Annotated in this window: 10 protein-coding genes and 2 pseudogenes; 1 reads left to right on the top strand and 11 read right to left on the bottom strand. The window is 33.7% G+C overall.

From position 1 onward, the window contains the following. Positions 1-312: 312 nt before the first annotated feature. From EMTOL_RS20585 to EMTOL_RS20555, 7 genes and pseudogenes are all read right to left on the bottom strand, one after another. Positions 313-2472, bottom strand: coding sequence for an LruC domain-containing protein (locus EMTOL_RS20585; RefSeq protein WP_305953317.1), 2160 nt, complete (start codon positions 2470-2472; stop codon positions 313-315). Positions 2473-3469: 997 nt separating this feature from the next. Then, positions 3470-3991 (bottom strand): annotated as a pseudogene (locus tag EMTOL_RS20575) (IS3 family transposase); the annotation flags it as partial. A gap of 57 nt (positions 3992-4048) precedes the next feature. Beyond that, positions 4049-4780: an integrase core domain-containing protein gene (locus tag EMTOL_RS22550; RefSeq protein WP_305953316.1), complete on the bottom strand. Its 732-nt coding sequence runs from the start codon at positions 4778-4780 to the stop codon at positions 4049-4051. Continuing rightward, positions 4762-5109, bottom strand: coding sequence for a helix-turn-helix domain-containing protein (locus EMTOL_RS22545; RefSeq protein ID WP_305953315.1), 348 nt, complete (start codon positions 5107-5109; stop codon positions 4762-4764). The genes EMTOL_RS22550 and EMTOL_RS22545 overlap by 19 nt, the downstream gene beginning before the upstream one ends. Before the next feature lie 125 nt (positions 5110-5234). After that, positions 5235-8861 (bottom strand): PAS domain S-box protein, encoded by a 3627-nt coding sequence (locus EMTOL_RS22020; RefSeq protein ID WP_015026317.1) that lies wholly within the window; start codon positions 8859-8861, stop codon positions 5235-5237. Between the two features lie 298 nt (positions 8862-9159). Further along, a complete protein-coding gene (locus EMTOL_RS20560) occupies positions 9160-9348 on the bottom strand; it encodes a response regulator (RefSeq protein ID WP_015026316.1) in 189 nt (62 codons plus the stop codon). Next, positions 9348-13087: pseudogene (locus EMTOL_RS20555) on the bottom strand (PAS domain S-box protein). The gene EMTOL_RS20560 and the pseudogene EMTOL_RS20555 overlap by 1 nt, the downstream one beginning before the upstream one ends. Before the next feature lie 1216 nt (positions 13088-14303). Here EMTOL_RS20555 and EMTOL_RS20550 point away from each other — a divergent pair. Continuing rightward, positions 14304-15662 carry a cytochrome-c peroxidase gene (locus tag EMTOL_RS20550; protein ID WP_015026313.1) on the top strand — a complete coding sequence of 453 codons (1359 nt, stop codon included), beginning with the start codon at positions 14304-14306 and terminating at the stop codon, positions 15660-15662. A 9-nt stretch (positions 15663-15671) separates the two neighbouring features. Here EMTOL_RS20550 and EMTOL_RS20545 read toward each other — a convergent pair whose 3' ends face one another. The 4 genes from EMTOL_RS20545 to EMTOL_RS20530 form a co-directional block, all read right to left on the bottom strand. After that, positions 15672-16097 carry an EamA family transporter gene (locus EMTOL_RS20545; RefSeq protein ID WP_015026312.1) on the bottom strand — a complete coding sequence of 142 codons (426 nt, stop codon included), beginning with the start codon at positions 16095-16097 and terminating at the stop codon, positions 15672-15674. Positions 16098-16107: 10 nt separating this feature from the next. After that, positions 16108-18495 carry a TonB-dependent receptor gene (locus EMTOL_RS20540; RefSeq protein ID WP_015026311.1) on the bottom strand — a complete coding sequence of 796 codons (2388 nt, stop codon included), beginning with the start codon at positions 18493-18495 and terminating at the stop codon, positions 16108-16110. A 67-nt stretch (positions 18496-18562) separates the two neighbouring features. After that, on the bottom strand, positions 18563-19852 hold the full coding sequence (locus EMTOL_RS20535) for a sensor histidine kinase (RefSeq protein WP_015026310.1): 1290 nt from the start codon (positions 19850-19852) through the stop codon (positions 18563-18565). Beyond that, positions 19840-20514: a response regulator transcription factor gene (locus EMTOL_RS20530; protein ID WP_015026309.1), complete on the bottom strand. Its 675-nt coding sequence runs from the start codon at positions 20512-20514 to the stop codon at positions 19840-19842. Before EMTOL_RS20530 ends, EMTOL_RS20535 begins: the two co-directional genes overlap by 13 nt. Positions 20515-20534: the final 20 nt, after the last annotated feature.

Below are 20534 nucleotides of genomic sequence, written 5' to 3'. Positions count from 1 at the left end.
TTATTAAAAAAGAAGGTTTATTAGTCAAAACGAAAGGTCGTAGAGTGGTTACAACTAATTCTGACTACTACTTGAAAAAGTATCCAAATTGAAATTCGATTTTTCTTTTTTTAGATTTCTCCTCCGAAGCAACTGATAATAACTCAAATTTAAACAAAAATGTAATGCGTTTTCAATGATAGGAAATTTTAAGATTTATTGGGGGTAGCATACGCTTTCACCTTCAATTATCTGTTACATCACTTTATCTGAACAAATAGTTTCAAAAAAAGTAGCCTACTTTAGAGTAGGCTACTTTTAGAATCAAATTAATTACTGAAGATACCAATTGGTGTCAACTGTACCGCCACTAGTTGCCCAGCTTTGGAATTTCGTATAAAATGTTTTGATATTTTTTGTTTCTGGAGGATAAACAAATGAAGATGGAATGATTAATCCCCAAGGCTCGTTATTGATTGATTTGAAAGGGTCTGTGTTTGACAATAAACTACCTGTAGAATTAGCAATCTTCAACGCGTCAATTTTGTCAGTTCCTTTATATCCAACTAAGTGAACTTCTCCTCTGTCATTTCCAGCAGAATTATAATTTACGATAAACATATTTAATGTTTGGAATGTGAAACTATCAAGAGGAGTTGTAAATTCAATTGTAATAACCACATCAACTGGTGCATAATTATTAGTTTGTGTATTTACAAATCCAACATTATTCAAACCAAATGCCTTGTGTACATCATCAGCAATAGTAGCAACCGCAAATTTTTGTCCAGTTTCAACGCCATTAGCTCCTAATTTTAAAAGAGAGCCTACTAAGTCTGCACGTGAATAGGTAACTTTACTTACTGAATTTGCTAAGATACCATCTAATTGAACTGCCACTGCCAGACGTTTTAAGGCACCAGCCGCTCTTAATTTTCCTTTCAATACAACTTTTGTTACTTTATTTGAAGTATTTTGGAATTTAACCACATTCATATCAACTACAACGTCATTCAGGTCATAATCACCTAATTGTGGCCAGTTATCTTCAAAAGCATAAGAATAAGTTCCAAGATTAACTTCTGTTACAACTTGGTCTTCTGGCTTATCATCGCCAGGGCCTTTGTTTCCACCACCATTACAAGTAGTGCCAGGTATAACCACAGTTGATTTATCAAAAGGAACAATCGTTGCAGGGCTGTTGATTACATAATATGTTTTCCATTGCTCATTTGGAGTATGGTCTGAACAAGCAATCTCGAGATTTCCTGAGTAAGTAATAGCATTCCATTGACCTTTTACATCAACTTTCTTCATTCTTGCTAATGCTCTACCAGATGAAGCAGGTCCTTTCATTACATTACTATTACTTGTGAATTTAACAATTTCAGTTACCTCTAAGATAGCATTCGCGAGTAAATTGAATTCAGTACCACCACTTTGATAAGTGTCAACACTCAGCATACCACCTCCTTCAATCTTGATTTTAGCACCATTTGTTAAAAGATCTTTGATTTTGATATAACACAACGTTTCTAATGTTGAATTAGTTAAAAGCCCTTTTTCAACATACATAGAGCCTTCATTTCTAATCAAAGTAGAAGTAGTAGTACTTGTAAGATCTTCAAATGTTATAGTTCCATAGTTCTTTAGACTTGCATTAGTAAATACAGCCTTCTTTGCTTTGAGCGTACCATAGTTACTGTAGGTTGATTCGTTTGATGTTGTCATGTTATCAAACTCAGCTTTGCCACAATTAATAAAAGTACCACCTGTATTTTGAGTCAATTTGTTAATTTTAATCGAACCGTTTTCGGTTATAATTAAAGTATTATTACCACCAACAACAAGAGCATTATTTGAATCATTCCATTCGCCATCAATGTAAACTTTTACGTTGCTTGTACCATTATTAAGGTCAATATTACCTTTGAAAGAAACACCAGCTTTCACAACATAAGTCTTGTTAGATTCAATTTTAACATTCTTATCATTAGCTTTAATTTCAATCGCACCAGCTGGAACTGCGTAATCAGCCACTGAATAAGCAAACATAGGAGCCAACGTATTAGATTTAGATAAATCTGTAGCAACTCTTACACTTTCCATACCAGTACTGATAGATCCATTGAGTGAAATGCTCAAATTGCCTAAACTTTCAACTGGAATCATTGTAACAAAAGGAACTTTTGTCGGAGATATTCTTCTAACGTAAATATAGTTCAACATAGTTGGAACTACGATTTTACCTGTAAAATCTTGACCTTTTTTGGCAACACCAGCACTAAGCAAATTTGCTTGTGTACCAAGCATTGGATCATTGTCATATAATTCCACACGGTAAAAGTATTTACCACTGAATTTATCATCAACAGCTACCTTGAAATCCATTGTCTTAGTAGTTGACCAGTTAAAATCAGCTGGAATAACTACATCGCTAGAAAACAACTTTGGAGAAGATGCAACAACCTGTCTTTCTAAGTCGGTCTTCAAACAACCTGAAAGTACAAAGACGATGGAAAAAGCTAAAAGAGAGGGGATTGAGATTGTCCTTTTTAATAAAGGAACGATTTGAGATTTAACTATAACAGTAGATAAAAAAAGTATATAAAACTTTTGGTATTTAATAATTAAATGGTATGGGCTCAATAAATATGCCAAGGCCAAAAATCAGTAGAAGTCAGCTCACAAAAAGCGAAGAAATAAGCTCCTAAATCTGAGGAAAAGGAATTTCTAACAATGATTTCTAACAATATTTTTTGTTGAGTGAAAAGAAAATATTCTAACTCAATTCAAACAAAGTTTTTTATTCTTTTTGACTGAATTTCAAAATCTCATTTTCAAAGTATAAACACTCAATACAAATAATTGACTATCAAATATTTACAAGAAAACACACCAGTGAAATATATTTTTCAAGCCAAAATTCGTATAAAAGCAATAATAAGCTTAGGGTACTTTTTCATTTTAAAAGCTCACATGTAGATTTGCAACACCTTAAATCGAATTCATTAGAATATTTTTAAAATATTTTAATAAAAATTAGAAAAAAATACTATTCAAAAAAGAAGCATATCCAAAAATAGAAATTTTTTTCCCAATATTGGAATTTCAACAATTGAGGATTAAAAACATGGAAAATTAGGTTGATAAGACAATTACAAGAAAAAAAATTATTAAAAGGTACCAAGTCAAAAGGGTATATAAAATTATTTTTGGTGAAGCGGTTGATTTTTAGGGGAATATAAAAAATTGAAAAATCAATAAAAAAGGGAAGAATTCTTGAAAATAAATAATTATTCAAAGAACTTGTCTAGCATTAATTAAAGATTTACTTTTCTTACAAAACATATCGCCACTGCGATAATATTAAGACATAGCCAATTAAGATGTACCCAATAGTTTAGACAGTATTATTAATGTTGTTGTTGTAAAATTTTCTTTTTTTGCTTTTTTTTCTTTTGTTAATAAGTGTGGACAAGTGGATAAGTCAGGCTGCTTGCGAAAAAAATTTATCAGGTGTTTGATAGTTTAAACTTTGGTGAAAATGCTCTTGATTATAAAAATCAAAGTATTTTTCTAATCCCTTTTGCAACTCTGTTCCATTCTGATAAGATTTTAGGTAAATATCTTCATATTTGACACTTTTCCAAATTCTTTCCACGAAAATATTATCAATGGCTCTACCTTTACCATCCATCGAAATCTGGACTTGGTTATCTTTGAGAACCTGTGTAAAGATATTTGATGTAAATTGAGACCCTTGGTCTGTGTTGAAAATTTCTGGTTTACCAAATCGCTCAACTGCTTCTTTTAAGACTTCTGCACACCACTCTGCTTCCATTGTATTACTAACAGACCAAGTTAAAACCTTTCGAGAATACAAATCAACTATTGCTATGAAATACATAAATCCTTTCGCCATCGGTAGATATGTTATGTCTGTTGCCCATACCTGATTAGATTTTGTAATCTTCATACCTTTCAGCAAATATGGATAAATTTGATGCTCTTAGTTAGGTAAAGATGTATTTGGCTTGTGATAATATGTCGTGGTTCAATAGAAACGCTACAGATTACTGATAGAGAAAAAATTGCATTTTTCATGTAAAATATTTTTAGGAATAACTTCAGCTTTAGTGTAGTTACTTAGATGCAATGAGTTTTTTTCTTTTTTATAAGACTGAATACAAATTTTTTCTTTCGATTCATCATACTTGGCTTCTATATCCTCCCAAAATGGTGTTAATGCTGACTTTTCAACAACAACATCCATCGGTGTTTTATTATTTAAAGAGCTATGAGGACGATACCAGTTATAATGAAACTGCCATTCTTCTACTAAGAGCGGCAATTTTTTATCCGTTAAATCCATTTCATAGTAAAATTCTTGTAAATCAGTCTGTTGACTTCGTTCTACTTTTCCATTTAGATGTGGAGAACAAGGTTTTATAGGACGAAACTTAATGCAATATTCTTTTAGTTTCTCTTGAAATGAATAGGCAAAAAACTCCTGCCCTCTATCAGTCTGCACTCGCTGAATTGGAAGCGGAACGCCGCCAGAAGTCATTTGTTCAACGACTCGCTCTAAAAAATTAATAGAGTTTTTTGCTGTTCGACGAGTATATAAGGCTAAAACTCTAAATCTGCTACAATCTTCAATGGCTGTATATTGATAGCGTCCAGTAGTTATTTTACAAACATCCATCTGGACTCTTTCTCCTGGAATTTCCTTTGCATATCTAATGAAAGAGCCATTCTTTCGATACTTATTTAGTGGTTTTACCTCATTTTTATGCAAAATTCGGCCAATCGTGGAGCGGACAATTTTACATTGTATTCTCTCAAAAGCTGCGAGCAAATCCGTATTTTACCATACCTAAACTCTTGACGAATTAGTAAAACAAGATTTTCAATTTCATCATTTGTCTTTTGAGAAGCTAATTTAAGTGGGCGTTTAGATTTCTCAAACAACCCATTTTTACCGTTAATAGTAAAGCGTTTTAGCCATCTTTGTAAGGTACTTCGAGCAATGCCATACTTACGAGCGGTTTGGCTAACAGAACCACAGGAAAGGTAGGTGTCAATCCATTTTTGCCTAAGCAAAATATCTCGTTCTGCCTGATTCATAAGTTTTTGGTTTTCAGCCAAAATACTAAAAAAAATAGTAATTGTGAAGTGTAACTATTTTAAGAATTCTAAAACCGACCTAACTGTAGCGTATGTCTTGAACCATCACAGGTATAGCGTACAGTTTAAAAAGTACTCTTAATTCGTTTCAACAAATCAATTACATCATTAACTTCTTGCTTAAATGTCACGAACTCGTGTGTTAATTCATGGGTAAGGCTTTCGTTTTTTGCACCTTTTTCTACTTTTTCTAGGTATTCAACCTCATTCATTAATCTAAACATTGAAAGTGAAGATTGCATATCGTGTGCAATTCCTTGGATGTCGTTATAGGCTTTTTGCTCAATCGCTTTTTCGAGCAAACTCAAGTCATTTGGTACTTTATCAATGAATATTTCCACCATTTCTTTCTTCAAACTCTCGTTTTCAGCTTCACCTAATGATTCAAAGTATGAAAAGTCGATACTTTTTTTGTTTCTTGTTTCAGTTGATAATGATTGATTTTCAATGGCATTCTCAATTGGATTTTTATTTCCTGTTTCAACGACTTCATATATTTTATTCAATAACTCTTGCTGTTTGAATGGTTTTGCCACGTAGGCATTCATGCCAATTTCGAAACATTTTTGTTGCTCACCAACCAGTGAATGTGCGGTCATGGCAATGATTGGAATTTCTAATTTTAGGACATTACGAATGTGAATAGTTGTCTGATAGCCATCTTTTACTGGCATTTGAAGGTCCATTAGAATAAGATCGTAATGGTTTTTCGACAATAATTTTAATCCTTCTTCACCATTGACGGCAATATCTAAATCGAAACCAAATTTTTGAATAATGGTTTTGGCCAAGCGTTGATTTAGTTCGTTGTCTTCACAAAGTAATATTGATAGTTTTCGGCTAGATTTTTTATTAGAATCATTTTCAATGCTGGCGTCTTTGTACGATGATTCAACTTTGGGAAATATTAAAGAAAAATAAAAGTCAGAGCCTTGTCCTAATGTACTTTTGACCTGAATTTGACCGTTTTGTAATTCGACCAATTGCTTAACAATGTTTAAGCCTAAGCCAGTACCACCAAATGTGCGTGTTGTGCTGGCTTCAGCTTGGGTGAATCTTTCAAAAATTAATGATAATTTATCAGCTGGAATACCAATACCTGTATCTTTCACCGAAAATTTTAGCGTAACGTGGCTATCGGTTTCATCAACCTTCTTTACCGATATCGTTACTTCGCCTTCTTTCGTGAACTTTACTGCGTTTCCTACCAAATTCATCATTATTTGATTGAGACGGCCTTTGTCTCCTACCACAAATTCAGGCATATCGGCATCTAATAATAAACTAAAGTCAAGGTTATTTTTAGCGGTCTTTACTTTTAATAATTCATAAATGTGCTTCAAAGTAGCTTTTATATTGAACGGGTAAGATTCAATCACCAATTGTCCTGATTCAATTTTTGATAAATCTAAAATATCATTAATGATATGAAGTAAATTATCTCCTGCCATCTGGATATTACTAATAAACTCCCGTTGAGTTGAATCCAAATTGCTTTGAGAGATAAGTTCCGTAAAACCAATAATGGCATTTAAAGGCGTGCGTATTTCATGACTCATATTTGCCAAAAAGCTATCTTTTGCGTAAACAGCTTGTTCGGCAAGGTTTTTGGCATTGATTAGGTCTAATTCAGCTTGTTTTTTGATTGTGTAATCCTCTGCAACTCCCAAATAACCCAAAATATTGCCATCCGTATTTCTAATACAAGTAAAGCTCAACCAAACAGGAATTCTTCTACCTGATTTGGAAATATATGTCCATTCATGAGAATCAGCGGAATCGTTTTCTTTGATTTTTGCTACAAAAACCTCAAGACCCGGCTTCACCTCTTGACCCAATTCCGCAGTTAGCTCTGCCGCACGTTTTGCGATTTCGGCAGGGTCATGAAAATCAATAGGAGTCAGTTTATTGATAAGTTCTTCGGCGGTATATTCCAACATTTCTAAACCTACTTTATTGATTCGCTTGATAATACCGTTTACATCCGTAAAAATAACTGAATAGCTAACTCCGTTGAAAATGGCATTTTGAGAGGCCATTAAATTAGCAATATTTAAGTCTTTTCGTTTTTTTTCGGTTATATCCGACTCGATAGCTATGAAGTTTATGAGTTCATGTTTATCATTAAAAATAGGACTGATACTAATTTCAAGCCAATACTTTCTACCCGATTTACTTCTATTTTTTATTTCTCCCTTAAATGAGGTTTCCTTATTTAGAGCTTCTCTGATTTGCAAAATTGTATTTTTGTCAGTTTCTTCATATTGAAGAATTTTTCCTGGTTTTTTGCCAATCACCTCCTCCAAAGAATAACCCGTCAATGTTACGAAAGGCTCATTGACCCATTCAATTCGACGGTACTTATCAGTCATTATAATAATGTTGTCAGTACCTTTGGCTACAAGTGAAAGTCGTTTATTTTCTTCATTAATTTTTTTACTGAGCGTAATATCTCTGGCAGTGGCATATAATAAACCCATTTCTTTATCATAGGAAGCATTCCAACTTAGTAATTTATAATTACCCCCCCCTTTACACTTAAATCTTGCTTCAAAATGGATAGTATTGATGCCTTGAGCCAATTTGTCAATTTCTTTTTGGGATGAATCAATATCATCTTGGTGAACAAAGTGCAAGAAAGGCTTTGAGGTCAGTTCTTCATCTGAAAAGCCCAACTCTCGGGAAAAAGTAGGGCTTAAATTCTCAAAATAGCCTGCGGTATTGATCACACACAAATAATCTTGCGAGATGTTGAAAAACTGTTGTAGTTTATTTTCTGATATTTTTTGTTTTGATATATTTTGACTGATGGATACATACCTGTCAGGCTTACCTTTTTCGTCCACAAATGGCACAATAGTAGTATCTGCCCAATAAGACTTAACATCTTTCGTCTTATTTTTTACTTCTTTTTTCCAGACAAGACCAGCGGTAATTGTCTGCCATAAATCGATGAAAAATTCTTTGGGATGAAAGCCCGAATTGAAGATTCTAATATTTTGTCCAATCAATTCCTCCTTTGAATATTTTGATATATTACAAGCGGCATCGTTCACAAAAGTGATAATACCATTTTTATCAGTAATAACAACACTCGAAGTTAGGTCTAAAGCTGATTTATAACTATTTAACTCATGGGTAATTGTTTCTAAGGCTTTTTTTGCTAGGTTATCTACCTCATTTTTTAATTCAAGGTTCTTTTTCTTCAATTCTAACTGAGCAATTACACTCTTGGCTAGCGTAGAAAGTGCCTTTTTTTGTTCATCATCTAATAATTTGGGCATATTATCAATGACGCACAAAGTGCCAATATTAAAACCATCGGGAGAAGTGAGAGGAGCTCCCGCATAAAAACGGATATCAGGGCTGCCAGTTACCAACGGATTGTTTTGGAACCTTTCATCTTCGAGAGCATTTGGTACTTCAAAAATATCATTTCCCATGATGGCATATTGACAAAATGAAATTTCTTTCGGCGTTTCGGATTCCGCTAAGCCAATACGGGATTTGAACCACTGTCGTTTATCATCGATTAACGAAATTGAGGCAATCGGAGTTTGACAGATGTGAGAAGCTAACTGTGTAATATTATCAAAATATTCCTCAGATAAAGTATCTAATATATTGTAGTCGAGCAGTGCTTGGAGTCTCTCTTTTTCATTTAATGGTATAGGAGCGTGTGTTTCTTTCATTTTGGAAGGCGAAATAATATAGAGGAAATGTTTTTTACTGCTAATTTACAATATGCAAAAGCATTTTAGTCTGAATCCTTAATTTTAATCTCAATTTAATAACTTTCATAGAGATTCTGACTGACACGTAATAAGGCGGAATATTGTATGTAAAGACCACCCAAACAGAAACCACACCGTTTAAGTCCACCACATTTGCAATAATCGAAGCAATTATCTTCAACGATAAGAGTTGTTCCTGTTTTGACTTGTTGATAAATCAGAATATCTACATTTGCTTAATGATGATTGAGTCTGCTCATGTATCAATTAAATCAGGTAAATTTTTCTCAGCATATTTACCAGATTGCATTAGAAAATCAATCGCTTCATTCCCATCTTTGATAACACTAACTTTGTTACTAATTCTTCCTTCCTCTAAAGCATCCATCGTGAGTAAAATATCGCTTTCGTTATCTTCCACTAAAAGTATATGAATGGGTTTCATCAATGTATTTCCTGTTTTGGTATTGTAAAATAAAATGTACTTCCTTTGTTTGGCTCAGATTCGAGCCAAATTCTACCGCCTAAATTTTCAATTATTTTTTTGTAATGGCCAAACCTATGCCCGTTCCTGAATAGTCATCTTTATTGTGTAATCGTTGGAAAATAATAAAAATCTTGTCAAAGTATTGTGAATCAATACCTATACCATTGTCTTTTATTGCCATCATCCACTCATTGTTCACTGATTCAACAGTGATTTTTATTTGGGGAACAACACGCTCCTCTGTACTTACGTATTTTAAGCTATTGGAAATTAAGTTTTGAAACACCTGACGCATCGAACTTTTGGAAGCCTTGACCGTCGGAAGTGTGTCTAAATGAATAATCGCTTTTTTCTCTTGGATTTGCTTTCTATAAAGAATAAGGATATCATTCACCAAATCATTTAGATTTACCAATTCTTGCTTATCTTCCATTCTTCCGACCCTTGAAAACTCAAGCAAATCTAGAATAATTTGTCTCATTCTTTTGGCACCATCAACAGCAAAGTAAATATACTGCTTACCTTTTTCATCAATCACATCTTTATATTTCCTTTCAATTTGCGACAAAAAGCTGGTAATCATTCGCAGAGGCTCTTGCAAATCATGCGAGGCAACATAGGCAAACTGTTCAAGTTCTGCATTGGAAATAAGCAGTTGTTGAACTTTTTTTTGTAGTTCATTATTAACAGCCTCTAATTTTTGCTCAGCTAGTTTTCGTTCGGTGATATCTCTTCCAATTCCTAAGATTCCCATTTCATTCGTATCATCATCGTAAACGAGCATTTTAGAAGTAAGGTACCACGATAATTGCCCTTCATTACTCATAAACGATTCTTCATGGTCCATCACTGCTTTTCCTGTTCTCAAAATTTCCAAATCTTGTTCGTAACCAATACTTGAGGGCTTATCAATATAAATTTCAGCATCTGTTTTACCTATAACTTCTTCTTCACTTGAGACACCCTGCAAGCGTAAATCAACTTTATTACTAATCAATTTTCGGGCATTGGTGTCTTTGAAAAAGATAGAATCTGGTAAATTATCTATCAAGGTTCTTAGAAGTTTTCTTTCGGATTTTATTTTCTGTTCATTCAGTTTTCTTTCGGTAATATCTCTAATAAAAACAGTTAGCCCATTTTCAGAAGGGAAAGCATTCGCTTCAAACCATTGTTCTGAAATAGTAAGATATTCTTCAAATCTTACTACGACATTTTCAGCAACTGCTTTTTTATATTCAATATAAAATTTTGTATCAAGCATAAATGGAAATTGCTCCCAAAGGTTTTTACCAATGATATCGGTTCTTTTAATCTCGGTTAACAATTCCATTTCTTTATTCCAATAGGTAACTATCCAGTTTTTATCCATAGAATAAAAGCCATCTCGGATACTTTCGAGGGTCGTTATAACCTTATTATTTGCTTCTACTAAATCACGTTCGTAATTCACTTTTTCAGTAATATCACGTGAGATGGCAATCCAGTGCGTAAACCACCCCTTTTCATTAGCTACGGGAGTTACGGTGAAATTCACCCAAAACTCTTCTCCATTTTTTTTGTAATTAATCGTAGTTACTTCACAAGATTCCCATTTTCGAAGGGCTTGGCTTAGCCTTGCTAATTCTTTAAAGTCAGACTTTGGTCCTTGCAGTATTCTAGGTGTTTTTCCAATAATTTCCTCCACTTCATAACCAGTCATTTTCGTAAAGGCCTTATTAGCATACATGATTTTAGGACCTGGCTCATCAAATGGTTCTGGTTCGGTAATTAGAATCGCATCATTGGCATTAATAACCACCGATTCGAATAATTTTAACTGTTGTTCTCTTTCATTTCGCTCGGTAATATCCTGCATTGCCCCAACCATTCGAATGGCTTTTCCGGTATTGTCTCTCAGAATAAAGCCTTTATCTAATACATAAGCATATTTTCCATCTGCTTTTTGGTAACGATATTCATCCTTCCAATTGATGGCATCACTCTCAATGGCTACGTGAATACCATTCAAAACTCTTTCAGCATCTTCAGGGTGTAGATAAACACGCCAAGAATCAATCGATGATAAACCGTTACCGTCTGTATGACCAAATATTTTTTCAAAACTCCCTCCTACAAAAAACGAGTGATTCATTAAATCCCAATCCCAAATAGCATCAGAAGTAGCTTGTGTTACAAGGTTATAACGTTCGTTGCTCAAAACAAGTTGTTTTTCAGCTTTCACGCTTTCCGTAACAACCTTTGAATGAACCGAATAGCCAGTTTGAACGGCATCATCATTAATAATAGGATTTATGTACACCTCAAAAATCTGCGATTCATTGAATATCGTTTCTTCATACACAAAGGAGATTGCTTTTCCTTCTGATGCCTCTCTAAATTTTGTTCGAAGGAGGTCTTTTTTATCAAAAGCAAAATTTTCTATCAAATTCATTCCTTTTTGAGGCGGCTGACCTATTAAATAAATGGATGCCTTAACCATTGCCTTATTAAAAGTGATAAGGTTTAAATTCATATCCAATGAATATACAGCATCAGACATGTTATCAACTAAGGCTCTGTATTCTGCTCTTTGTTCTTCTTCTTTCTTTTTAAGTTGCTTTTGTTGTGTGATATTTTTTGATAAAATGGTAACACCTATCAATTGTTTATTTTCATTGAAAATGGGGTTAACAGCCACATTGAATACGAGCATTTCGTTGTTAAAAATAAATTCATCTTCAAAAATGCACCTGCCATTATTAATTACTTTTTTTAATACCTCTGAATACTTTTCTCTTTTATGCTCTCCAAAATGTTTTAAAATACTCATACCTGGTTCTAATTTCACACTTTTCAAAGCAAGCATTAAATTAGATAATGAAGAATTAAAGGTTATCAGATTAAAATTCAAATCAATCGAATAAATAAGGTCTGGGGTATTTTCAATAAGGGCTTTAAAATGAGCCTCTTGCTCTTTTTGTTTTTTGTCTAATTTAAAAAAATCTGTTTGGTCTTGAATGGTAATAAAGACCCCCTTAACGTCGCCTAATTCATTAAATATCGGTTCATCAATGGTATTAAATATTTGAAGCGAACCTGTACTCGTAGAAACTTCTGGTCTTAACTGTACTCTATTTCCTTGTAAAACAAATTTATATTTTTCATTAACTGCTTCTCTTCGCTCGGGCAATGCTAAATCTAAAATTGACATTCCTAATTTCAAATCCTTTCCCAACAAATCTAAGACTTGCTTTGCAAATTGATGGTTGAATGAAATAATACTAAGGTGAGTATCAATAATCGCATAAGGCTCCTTCGTATATTTTTTCAATAAATCTAATTCGTTTCTACTATTTTCTTGGTTAGTTTTCATGAGAAACTTATACGATTGAATAATAAGAGTAATCTGTTTATTTTCATCTAAGATGGGGATATTTTCAAGTTCAATCTCTTGTTCGGAGGTAGTTTTTACCTGTATTTTGTTTGTTTGTTTGGTAGTAATCACTTGAAGTAATGATTGCTCCAATGCTGTAAAGTCTAGCCTTTTTTCAGTAAAATAAGAATTAAGTGGCTTCCCAACTACATTCTCGGCGGTCATATTTGTTTCTGTCAGGAAGGCATCATTTACGTTTTGAATTGTAAAGGACGGATCAACATAGATTAATAGACTAGGTAATGGAAATGCTTTAAAAATATTGTTAGCAATTGTTTGTGACATAGCTTTTTTAATAGGTTAACTTACTTTCTTCCCACAAAAAATGTTTATAGAATATGTTTTTAGTATTAAATGGAAGTATGTATTTAGTAGTTAGCTAATAATCTATACACTTTAGAGTGTTTACTTAATTACTTTCAATTAAGTTTATGGATGAAATTATGATTGATCCCAAATTAGGATAACCATGTAATGACATCCAACTATGCCTAGCTATTAATAACCTTCAAGGTTGTCTTTTTGAATGATAAAAAACGCACCTTTTCATCATTAAAGATAATAGAGCAAATGTTAATTGAATCTGATCCAATTTAGAATATCTTCAGTCAATTCACCTTCATCACTCATCATGGATGGATTGATGTTATTAAACAGCATTAGTCGTGATGGGCACACAAGGTTCACACACTAACTTTTGAAAGTCAATATTTTTGAGAATTTATAATAATGAGCAGCAATTGTAACGGAGTATAAAAGTTATAATGTAAAGTTGAGGCAACAGCATCCTCCTAATGTACTTTGGATTTACTTTTAAAAAATTTAAAAGTAGTCTTTTTTATTTAAATTAGTTTTCAATTTAAAATAATTCTGGAATTGGATTTGTTGTTTAATATGACAATATCAAATAATATTATTATACGGTATCAAATCTTCACATTTGATTACATTAAAGACATAAAAATATTAGTATTTAATTTAAATACCTAATTTTTCAAATACTTAAAACTATAAAAATGGTTTAATTCTTTTTTTATGCTACTTATATATGACTGGAGATAAAATTACGTTTAAGTCTTATGATTCTAAATCAGATTTTATGGTTGATTTTGTGGAAAATAAAATATATTTCACTAATAGGCATCTTTATAATTTATTAGGAAAAATGGAGAAAATATAAAAATTGTGTGGATTTCGTAAATATCTTATAAAATCGAAAGGTTATTCTTCCGACTTTAATTTTTAATATTCAGGACTACCCATTTTAGAACGACATTAATAGTTCCCAAGAGTGGGAAGAAAATGAAGTTTCTAAACTTAGAAAAAAATTTAAAGCATAGCTGTTTTCATTCCTTTAGTTCTTCCTAAATTATACAATTTCTCTCAGCTTTAAATTTCAAAAAAATGATAGGAAACAATTAACACACATCTATAATATTGTTCCTTTTTTCTACTGAAAAACGGCATATTTTTTGATATTTGTTTTGTAAAAGTGAATCTTATGAAACAAATATCCATTTTATTTATCATTGCTGTTTTCTCTATTTCCTGTTCTCAAAAAGAAGAAATGGCTACTCCTACCACAGTTGATACCGAGCTTGAAAAAAACTTAACGGTTGCATCAAATGGAAAAGGCAAATCTTTTTATTTACTTCCTAAAAGTGATGATTTTGCTAATATTCCACAAGACCCAAAAAATTCGATTACAGCAGATAAAGTAGAACTCGGAAAATTATTATTCCACGAAACTGCATTAGGTCGAAACCCAATAATTGAATCAAGTAATAGCACTTATTCATGTGCAAGTTGCCACCATGTTAAGGCGGGTTTTCAAGCCTGTGTACCGCAGGGGATTGGCGATGGGGGCATTGCTTTTGGCGTACAGGGTGAAAAACGTGCTAAAAATCCGTTGTATAAAGATGTTGAAATAGACGTACAACCAATTCGCACGCCTTCGGCTTTAAATATAGCCTATCAAACCAACGTTCTTTGGAATGGCCAATTTGGGGCAACCCATCTAAATACTGGTACAGAAGCAAGTTGGACTAAAGGAACACCCAAAGAAAATAATAAATTGGGTTTTCAAGGAACTGAAACACAAGCGATTGCAGGGCAAGACGTTCATCGTTTATTTATTACAAAAGGGTGGGTAGAATCCTACAAAACTTATTCAGATTTGTTCAAAAAGGCTTTTCCCAAAATGAATTTTAATGATAATCTGGAATATAAAGTTAATGCAGGATTAGCAATTGCAGCTTATGAGCGAACATTACTCTCATATGAAGCCCCTTTCCAACAATGGCTCAAAGGAAACTATGGAGCAATGACCGATGACCAAAAGAAAGGAGCAAATTTATTTTTTGGAAAAGCTCAATGTGCCACCTGCCATAATGGGCCTTCGTTGGCTTCAATGAATTTTTATGCTTTGGGGGCAAATGATTTACAAAACGGAAATTATGGAAACAATACTGTTTTTGCTGTTACGGAAGGTAAAGCCGAACATAAGGGGCGTGGTGGGTTTACTGGAAAAGCAGAAGATATGTATAAATTTAAAGTGCCTCAATTATATAATCTGAAAGATTCGCCTTTCTATTTTCATGGGTCATCTTTTACAAAAATCGAAGATGTAATTGCCTATAAAAATGTGGCAAAACCTCAAAATACGAAAGTACCAAGCACACAACTTGCGAAGGAATTTAAACCCTTAAATCTTACTGCTGATGAAATTAAGCAACTAACTGAATTTATTAAAAACGGTTTGTACGATAAAAATTTAACAAGGTATGTACCTTCCAAATTACCTTCTGGATTGGCTTTTCCGAATAATGATACACAATCAAGAAAGGATTTAGGGTTTTAGAATACTTACTTATTTCCAAATCAAAACCACCATTCCTAAAAGAATTAGCCCCGCACCAATCAATATTTTAGGCGTGATGGGTTCTTTGAGAATGATAAAAGACAGCACCAAGGTAACCACAATACTGGCTTTATCAATACTGGCCACATAAGAAACCTGCCCCTCTTTCATGGCTCTATAATAGAAAATCCATGAAAGAGAAGTAGTGATGCCCGATATAGCCAAGTAAATGAGATTACTTTTGGGAGCTTGTTTGATTTCCGCAAAGGCATTGTTCAATAAAAAGGCATTTGCCACTACAATACTAAACACAACTGTTGTACGAATACTAAGAGCAACATCACTACTCAGATTCTTCATACCAAACTTGGCAATGACCGAGGTAAGACCAGCAAAGAGCATAGATATTACCGCAAAGAGTTTCCATTTTTCCATTAACTGTATTTTAAAATTCTTTAGAAAATTTATTTTCCATGAGTTTTTCTTTGAAACCTGATTTAAACGAATAAGCAAATGTAAGCATAAATGCACGGGTATCGGCTTTCTGAGTGCGGTTTGTGATAAATTCAGTTGTAAGTGTTTTGCCACCACTATTGAGCGTATTGAAAATATCGACTACTAACAAGCCTAATCTGGCATTGCCTTTACCGAGTTTTTGTTGATAACCCAAATCGGCATAATAAATCGGAATTAAATTCCCCTGTGGTGTAGTAGCTGCCGAAGTGTAATTACCGATAATTTGTAACTTTCCGTTTTTGCCAACCGTTATATTATTTATTAGTTTTCCGAACCAGTTAAAGGTATTCTGTTGTGCCACAGCCGACGCATTATTTCCTCCAAATAATTGTTCGAAAAGCGTAAAACTGGCATTGAAATCATAAACACGGCTCGGTTTGGCAGTAATAACACTTTCTAAACCATAACTATCTGCTGTGCCTATATTTACTGGCAACCTCAAAACTACTCCGTTGCCCAAAGGTTGTAAAAATTGCCTAATAGTATTGGTGGAATGGCGATAAAAAATATTGCTCGTAATTGTTGCCTTTTCCCACTCTTTATTGTAGCCCAATTCTGCGGCATGAACTATTTCGGGTTTCAGATTCGGATTTCCACTGTGTGGATTGAGTGCATCAGTAATATCTACAAACGGATTGAAATCGCCGAGGCTTGGGCGGTTGATTCTTTTGCCGTAGCTTAGTTTCCAAGATTGCCCTTCCGAAACATCATAGATGAGATTTGCAGTCGGGAATAGTTTCAGATACTCATTCGTAAATTTTGTGCTGTTATCTTGGGTTTTACCACTATTGCTTACTTGTTCGGCTCTTACACCTAATTCATATTTCCATTTTTCTGACCCTAATTGATTATGATAGAGGGCATAAACGGCATTAATTTGTTCACTAAAATTAAAAATATTACTGGACACCTGGTTCACAACAAATACATTTTCTCGTTTATCCGAGGCTTCATAATCATTTTTTACACTTCTAAAAGTACCCTTATAACCTGTTTCAAAAACACCCTTCGCCCCAATAGGTGTGGCATAATCTACGATAATGTTAGAAATGACATCATCTTCGTAGTTATGCGTTTTTTGGTAAAAAACATTGCCAATTTTAGTGGCATTTTCGGCTAATTGTTGGGTGTCAATATCAGTATTTTCACGCCCTTGTTCGATGGATGTTGTTGCCGAAGCACTTAAAGATTTTTTGGGGTCGGCAAATTTTCGGTTATAATTGAGGGCAAACTCTCCCACTTTTGAGCGGCGATATTCAAGTGAGTGTCGGTCGTTGGCGTTAGAAAAACCCATGTTTTGCTTCAAAATGATACTGTTTAGTTTTTCGTCGTTGTCTTGCCCTTGCACATTGCCAATCGCTTCAAACGAAAAGGTATTTTTTTCGTTTGGCTGAAAATCGAGATTCAATTTTAAGTTCTGCAATCTTTCTACTCGTTCATCGTGGCGGTCTTGATTGATTTGGTAGGTTTCAGGCAATAAAAAATTGGTGCGGTTGGTGGTAATGTGTTTTGTACGACCTGCAAAACGATTATCATACGCCAATCCGATATTCCATTTGTCAGCTCTATGATTAAGTAAAGCAGAGCTGCTTATACGCCCTCTTGAGCCTTCGCCTACACCCAAAGCGATAGCACCGTTTGTGCCATTTTGGGCATTCTTTTTAAGAATAATATTTATGATTCCGCTTTGGGCATTGGCATCATATTTTGCCGAAGCATTGTTAATTACTTCTATGCTTTCGATACTGCTGGCGGGAATCTGGTCGGCATTTGCCAATTTAGAATTTCGCCCGTTTATTAAAATCAAAGGTGTCTTTCCTCTGAGCGTAATGGCTCCGTCTGCATCTACTGCTATGGTAGGCGTGCTTTTCAGTAAGTCGGTTGCCGTTCCGCCCAGTTGGGTAATATTAGCCGCCGCATTTACAACAAAGCCTTCGTTAGTTTTTTCAATAAGTTTTTTTTGTGCAGTAACCACTACTTCGCCCAAGAGTTTATTATCTGTTTTTAATTCAATATTACCTAAATCCAAGTCAGAGTTTCCAATTTTGATTATCTGTTTGTAAGTTAGATAGCCTATTAAACTTGCTTTTAATACAAATTCACCTTGTTCGTGGAGTTGAAAATGAAATTTCCCAACAGAATCAGAAACCGCAAATTGTAAAACCTTTGTAGTATCACCTGTTTTTGATATGGTAACATTGACAAACTCAATTGCTTGGTTTTTATCCAGTATTATGCCCGACAGATTGATTGTTTTTTGAGCAAAAGAAACAATAGAAGTGGTAAGTAAGAAGACGATTATCGGTAATTTCTTCATTTATTTTGTTATAATTGATTGATTCAGGCACAAATCAAGTGATGAATTTTGAAGAAATTTTGAATTTTTAGAAGAATATAGTAAAAATGTGTAAATTATTTTCAAAAGAATATTCGATTTTCCATGAATGTAAATCAGTAATTTTTTTAACAATTGCAAGCCCCAAACCATTTCCTTGCGTGGAAGCATCGGTTTTGACAAATCGCTGAAAAAGTTGGTTAGATGGTATCGCTTCGTTTTTGCCCGAATTTCTGACTACAAATTTTTCATGATTTAAGAAAATTTCAATATTTCCACCCAAAATATTGTGTCTGATAGCGTTAAAAATCAGATTATTAATCAAAATCTCAGCAAGTGATAAATTAGCCATTTGTAGCGAAGAATGGATGCTTAAATACTCCATTTTTAAGTGTTTAGCCTCGCATTGTTCGTACCAAAAATCTAAGTTCTGAACTATGATATTTTTAAAATCAACTTCACCTTTTTCAAAAATTTGGTGTTCGAGCTTACTCAATAGTAATAAATTTTTATTCAAACGGCTTAGTCGGGTTGTGGCCTCGTTGAGTTGGTCTAAAAGTTGCATTTGCCTGTCTGTCAGCTCGGGAACTTGTAAAAAGCTATCAATCTTAGATTTTAAAACAGCAACTGGTGTTTGAAGTTCGTGAGCAGCATTTTCAGCAAATTCTCGTTGAATTTTATAGGATTTAATTACACGATTGACGAGTTCTTTCAATACCGTTGTGAGCCTATTAAACTCATTGATATTTGATGTAAGGAACTTTGGCGGCTCGATGGCATTTTCAAGCTCGAATCTTTCTAAAAGTGTCAAATTCTGATAGAAACTTCGCCAAACTCTTCTGTTTTGCCAACGAGTTATCAAGTATGTACCTAATAAAATGAATATCAATAGCGATACAACAAATAGTATGATTTTTTCTATCCAGTCTTTTTCTTCAATCAGATTTTGTTTGATTAGAAGGGTATAAGGTTTGTTTTCGATTGAAACAGATGAGTATAGCACTCTGTAAGGTTCGAGTTCATGAACCAATGTATCATAATAAAACTTTTGCTCGATATAATCGTGTGTGTTACTTTTAAGCGTGTCTATTATCTTGAAGTCACGATTGAAGCGATTCCACTGTTTTATATCCTGTGTCTTGAGGTTTGGTAAAATGTATTGTTGAAATTCGGATTTTTCTAATCGAAGTCCATCATCAATGTCATCGAGATATAGTTTTTGAAACAAGAAGAAAATAATCGGAATAAATAGCAACAGCAACAAAGCCGAAAATATCAAATACCCTTTCAAGGTTTGATTGAGTAAATTGGTATCTTTGCTATGAGTCAGTCTTGCCATTTATAACCTAATCCATATACAGTTTTAAGATAATCTTTCACTCCAGCGGCAGATAACTTTTTCTTTAAATTTTTTATGTGAGCATACACAAAATCGTGGTTATCAAGCATATCTGCCATATCGCCAGAAATATACTCCGCTAAAACAGCTTTTGAAAGTACCCGATTTTTATTGCCTATCAGATACACCAATAAATCAAACTCTTTTTTAGTGGCTTCCACCAGCCTACTATTGGCATGAATAGTTTTTGATAAAATATCAATCTGAATTTCGTTAAATACCACGGTGTTATTACCCTCAAACTTTTTTCGGCGTATAACCGCTTGTATTCTTGCCATTAACTCAGCTAAGTGAAACGGTTTCATCAAAAAATCATCTGCTCCTAAGTTTAAGCCTTCAATTCTGACTTCTAAAGTATCTTTTGCCGATATTATTATTATTCCTTCTAATTTTTTTGCGTTTTTTAGCTGTTCGAGTAATTGCATACCGTTCCCATCAGGCAGGCTCAAGTCAAGCAAAATACAGTCATAATCATAGCTTTGTATCTTTTCGTTGGCATCCTTAAAGGTATCCACCCACTCACAGACAGTATCTTGGCTGTTCAGGTAGTTAATAATGTCTAAAGCTAAGGCTTTTTCATCTTCTATGAGTAGTATTTTCATTTTTAAAACCCAAAAGTAAT

Origin of the sequence: Emticicia oligotrophica DSM 17448, assembly GCF_000263195.1 — a bacterium.
Taxonomy (GTDB): Bacteria; Bacteroidota; Bacteroidia; order Cytophagales; family Spirosomataceae; genus Emticicia; species Emticicia oligotrophica.
This window is presented reverse-complemented; position numbering and strand designations above follow the sequence as displayed.

What these genes read in the sequence shown, in the direction of transcription:
- EMTOL_RS22545 (WP_305953315.1), bottom strand. Translation starts at nt 5,109, where the DNA reads ATGAATCAGGCAGAACGAGATATTTTGCTTAGGCAAAAATGGATTGAC.
- EMTOL_RS22020 (WP_015026317.1), bottom strand. Translation starts at nt 8,861, where the DNA reads ATGAAAGAAACACACGCTCCTATACCATTAAATGAAAAAGAGAGACTC.
- EMTOL_RS20560 (WP_015026316.1), bottom strand. Translation starts at nt 9,348, where the DNA reads ATGAAACCCATTCATATACTTTTAGTGGAAGATAACGAAAGCGATATT.
- EMTOL_RS20550 (WP_015026313.1), top strand. Translation starts at nt 14,304, where the DNA reads ATGAAACAAATATCCATTTTATTTATCATTGCTGTTTTCTCTATTTCC.
- EMTOL_RS20545 (WP_015026312.1), bottom strand. Translation starts at nt 16,097, where the DNA reads ATGGAAAAATGGAAACTCTTTGCGGTAATATCTATGCTCTTTGCTGGT.
- EMTOL_RS20540 (WP_015026311.1), bottom strand. Translation starts at nt 18,495, where the DNA reads ATGAAGAAATTACCGATAATCGTCTTCTTACTTACCACTTCTATTGTT.
- EMTOL_RS20535 (WP_015026310.1), bottom strand. Translation starts at nt 19,852, where the DNA reads ATGGCAAGACTGACTCATAGCAAAGATACCAATTTACTCAATCAAACC.
- EMTOL_RS20530 (WP_015026309.1), bottom strand. Translation starts at nt 20,514, where the DNA reads ATGAAAATACTACTCATAGAAGATGAAAAAGCCTTAGCTTTAGACATT.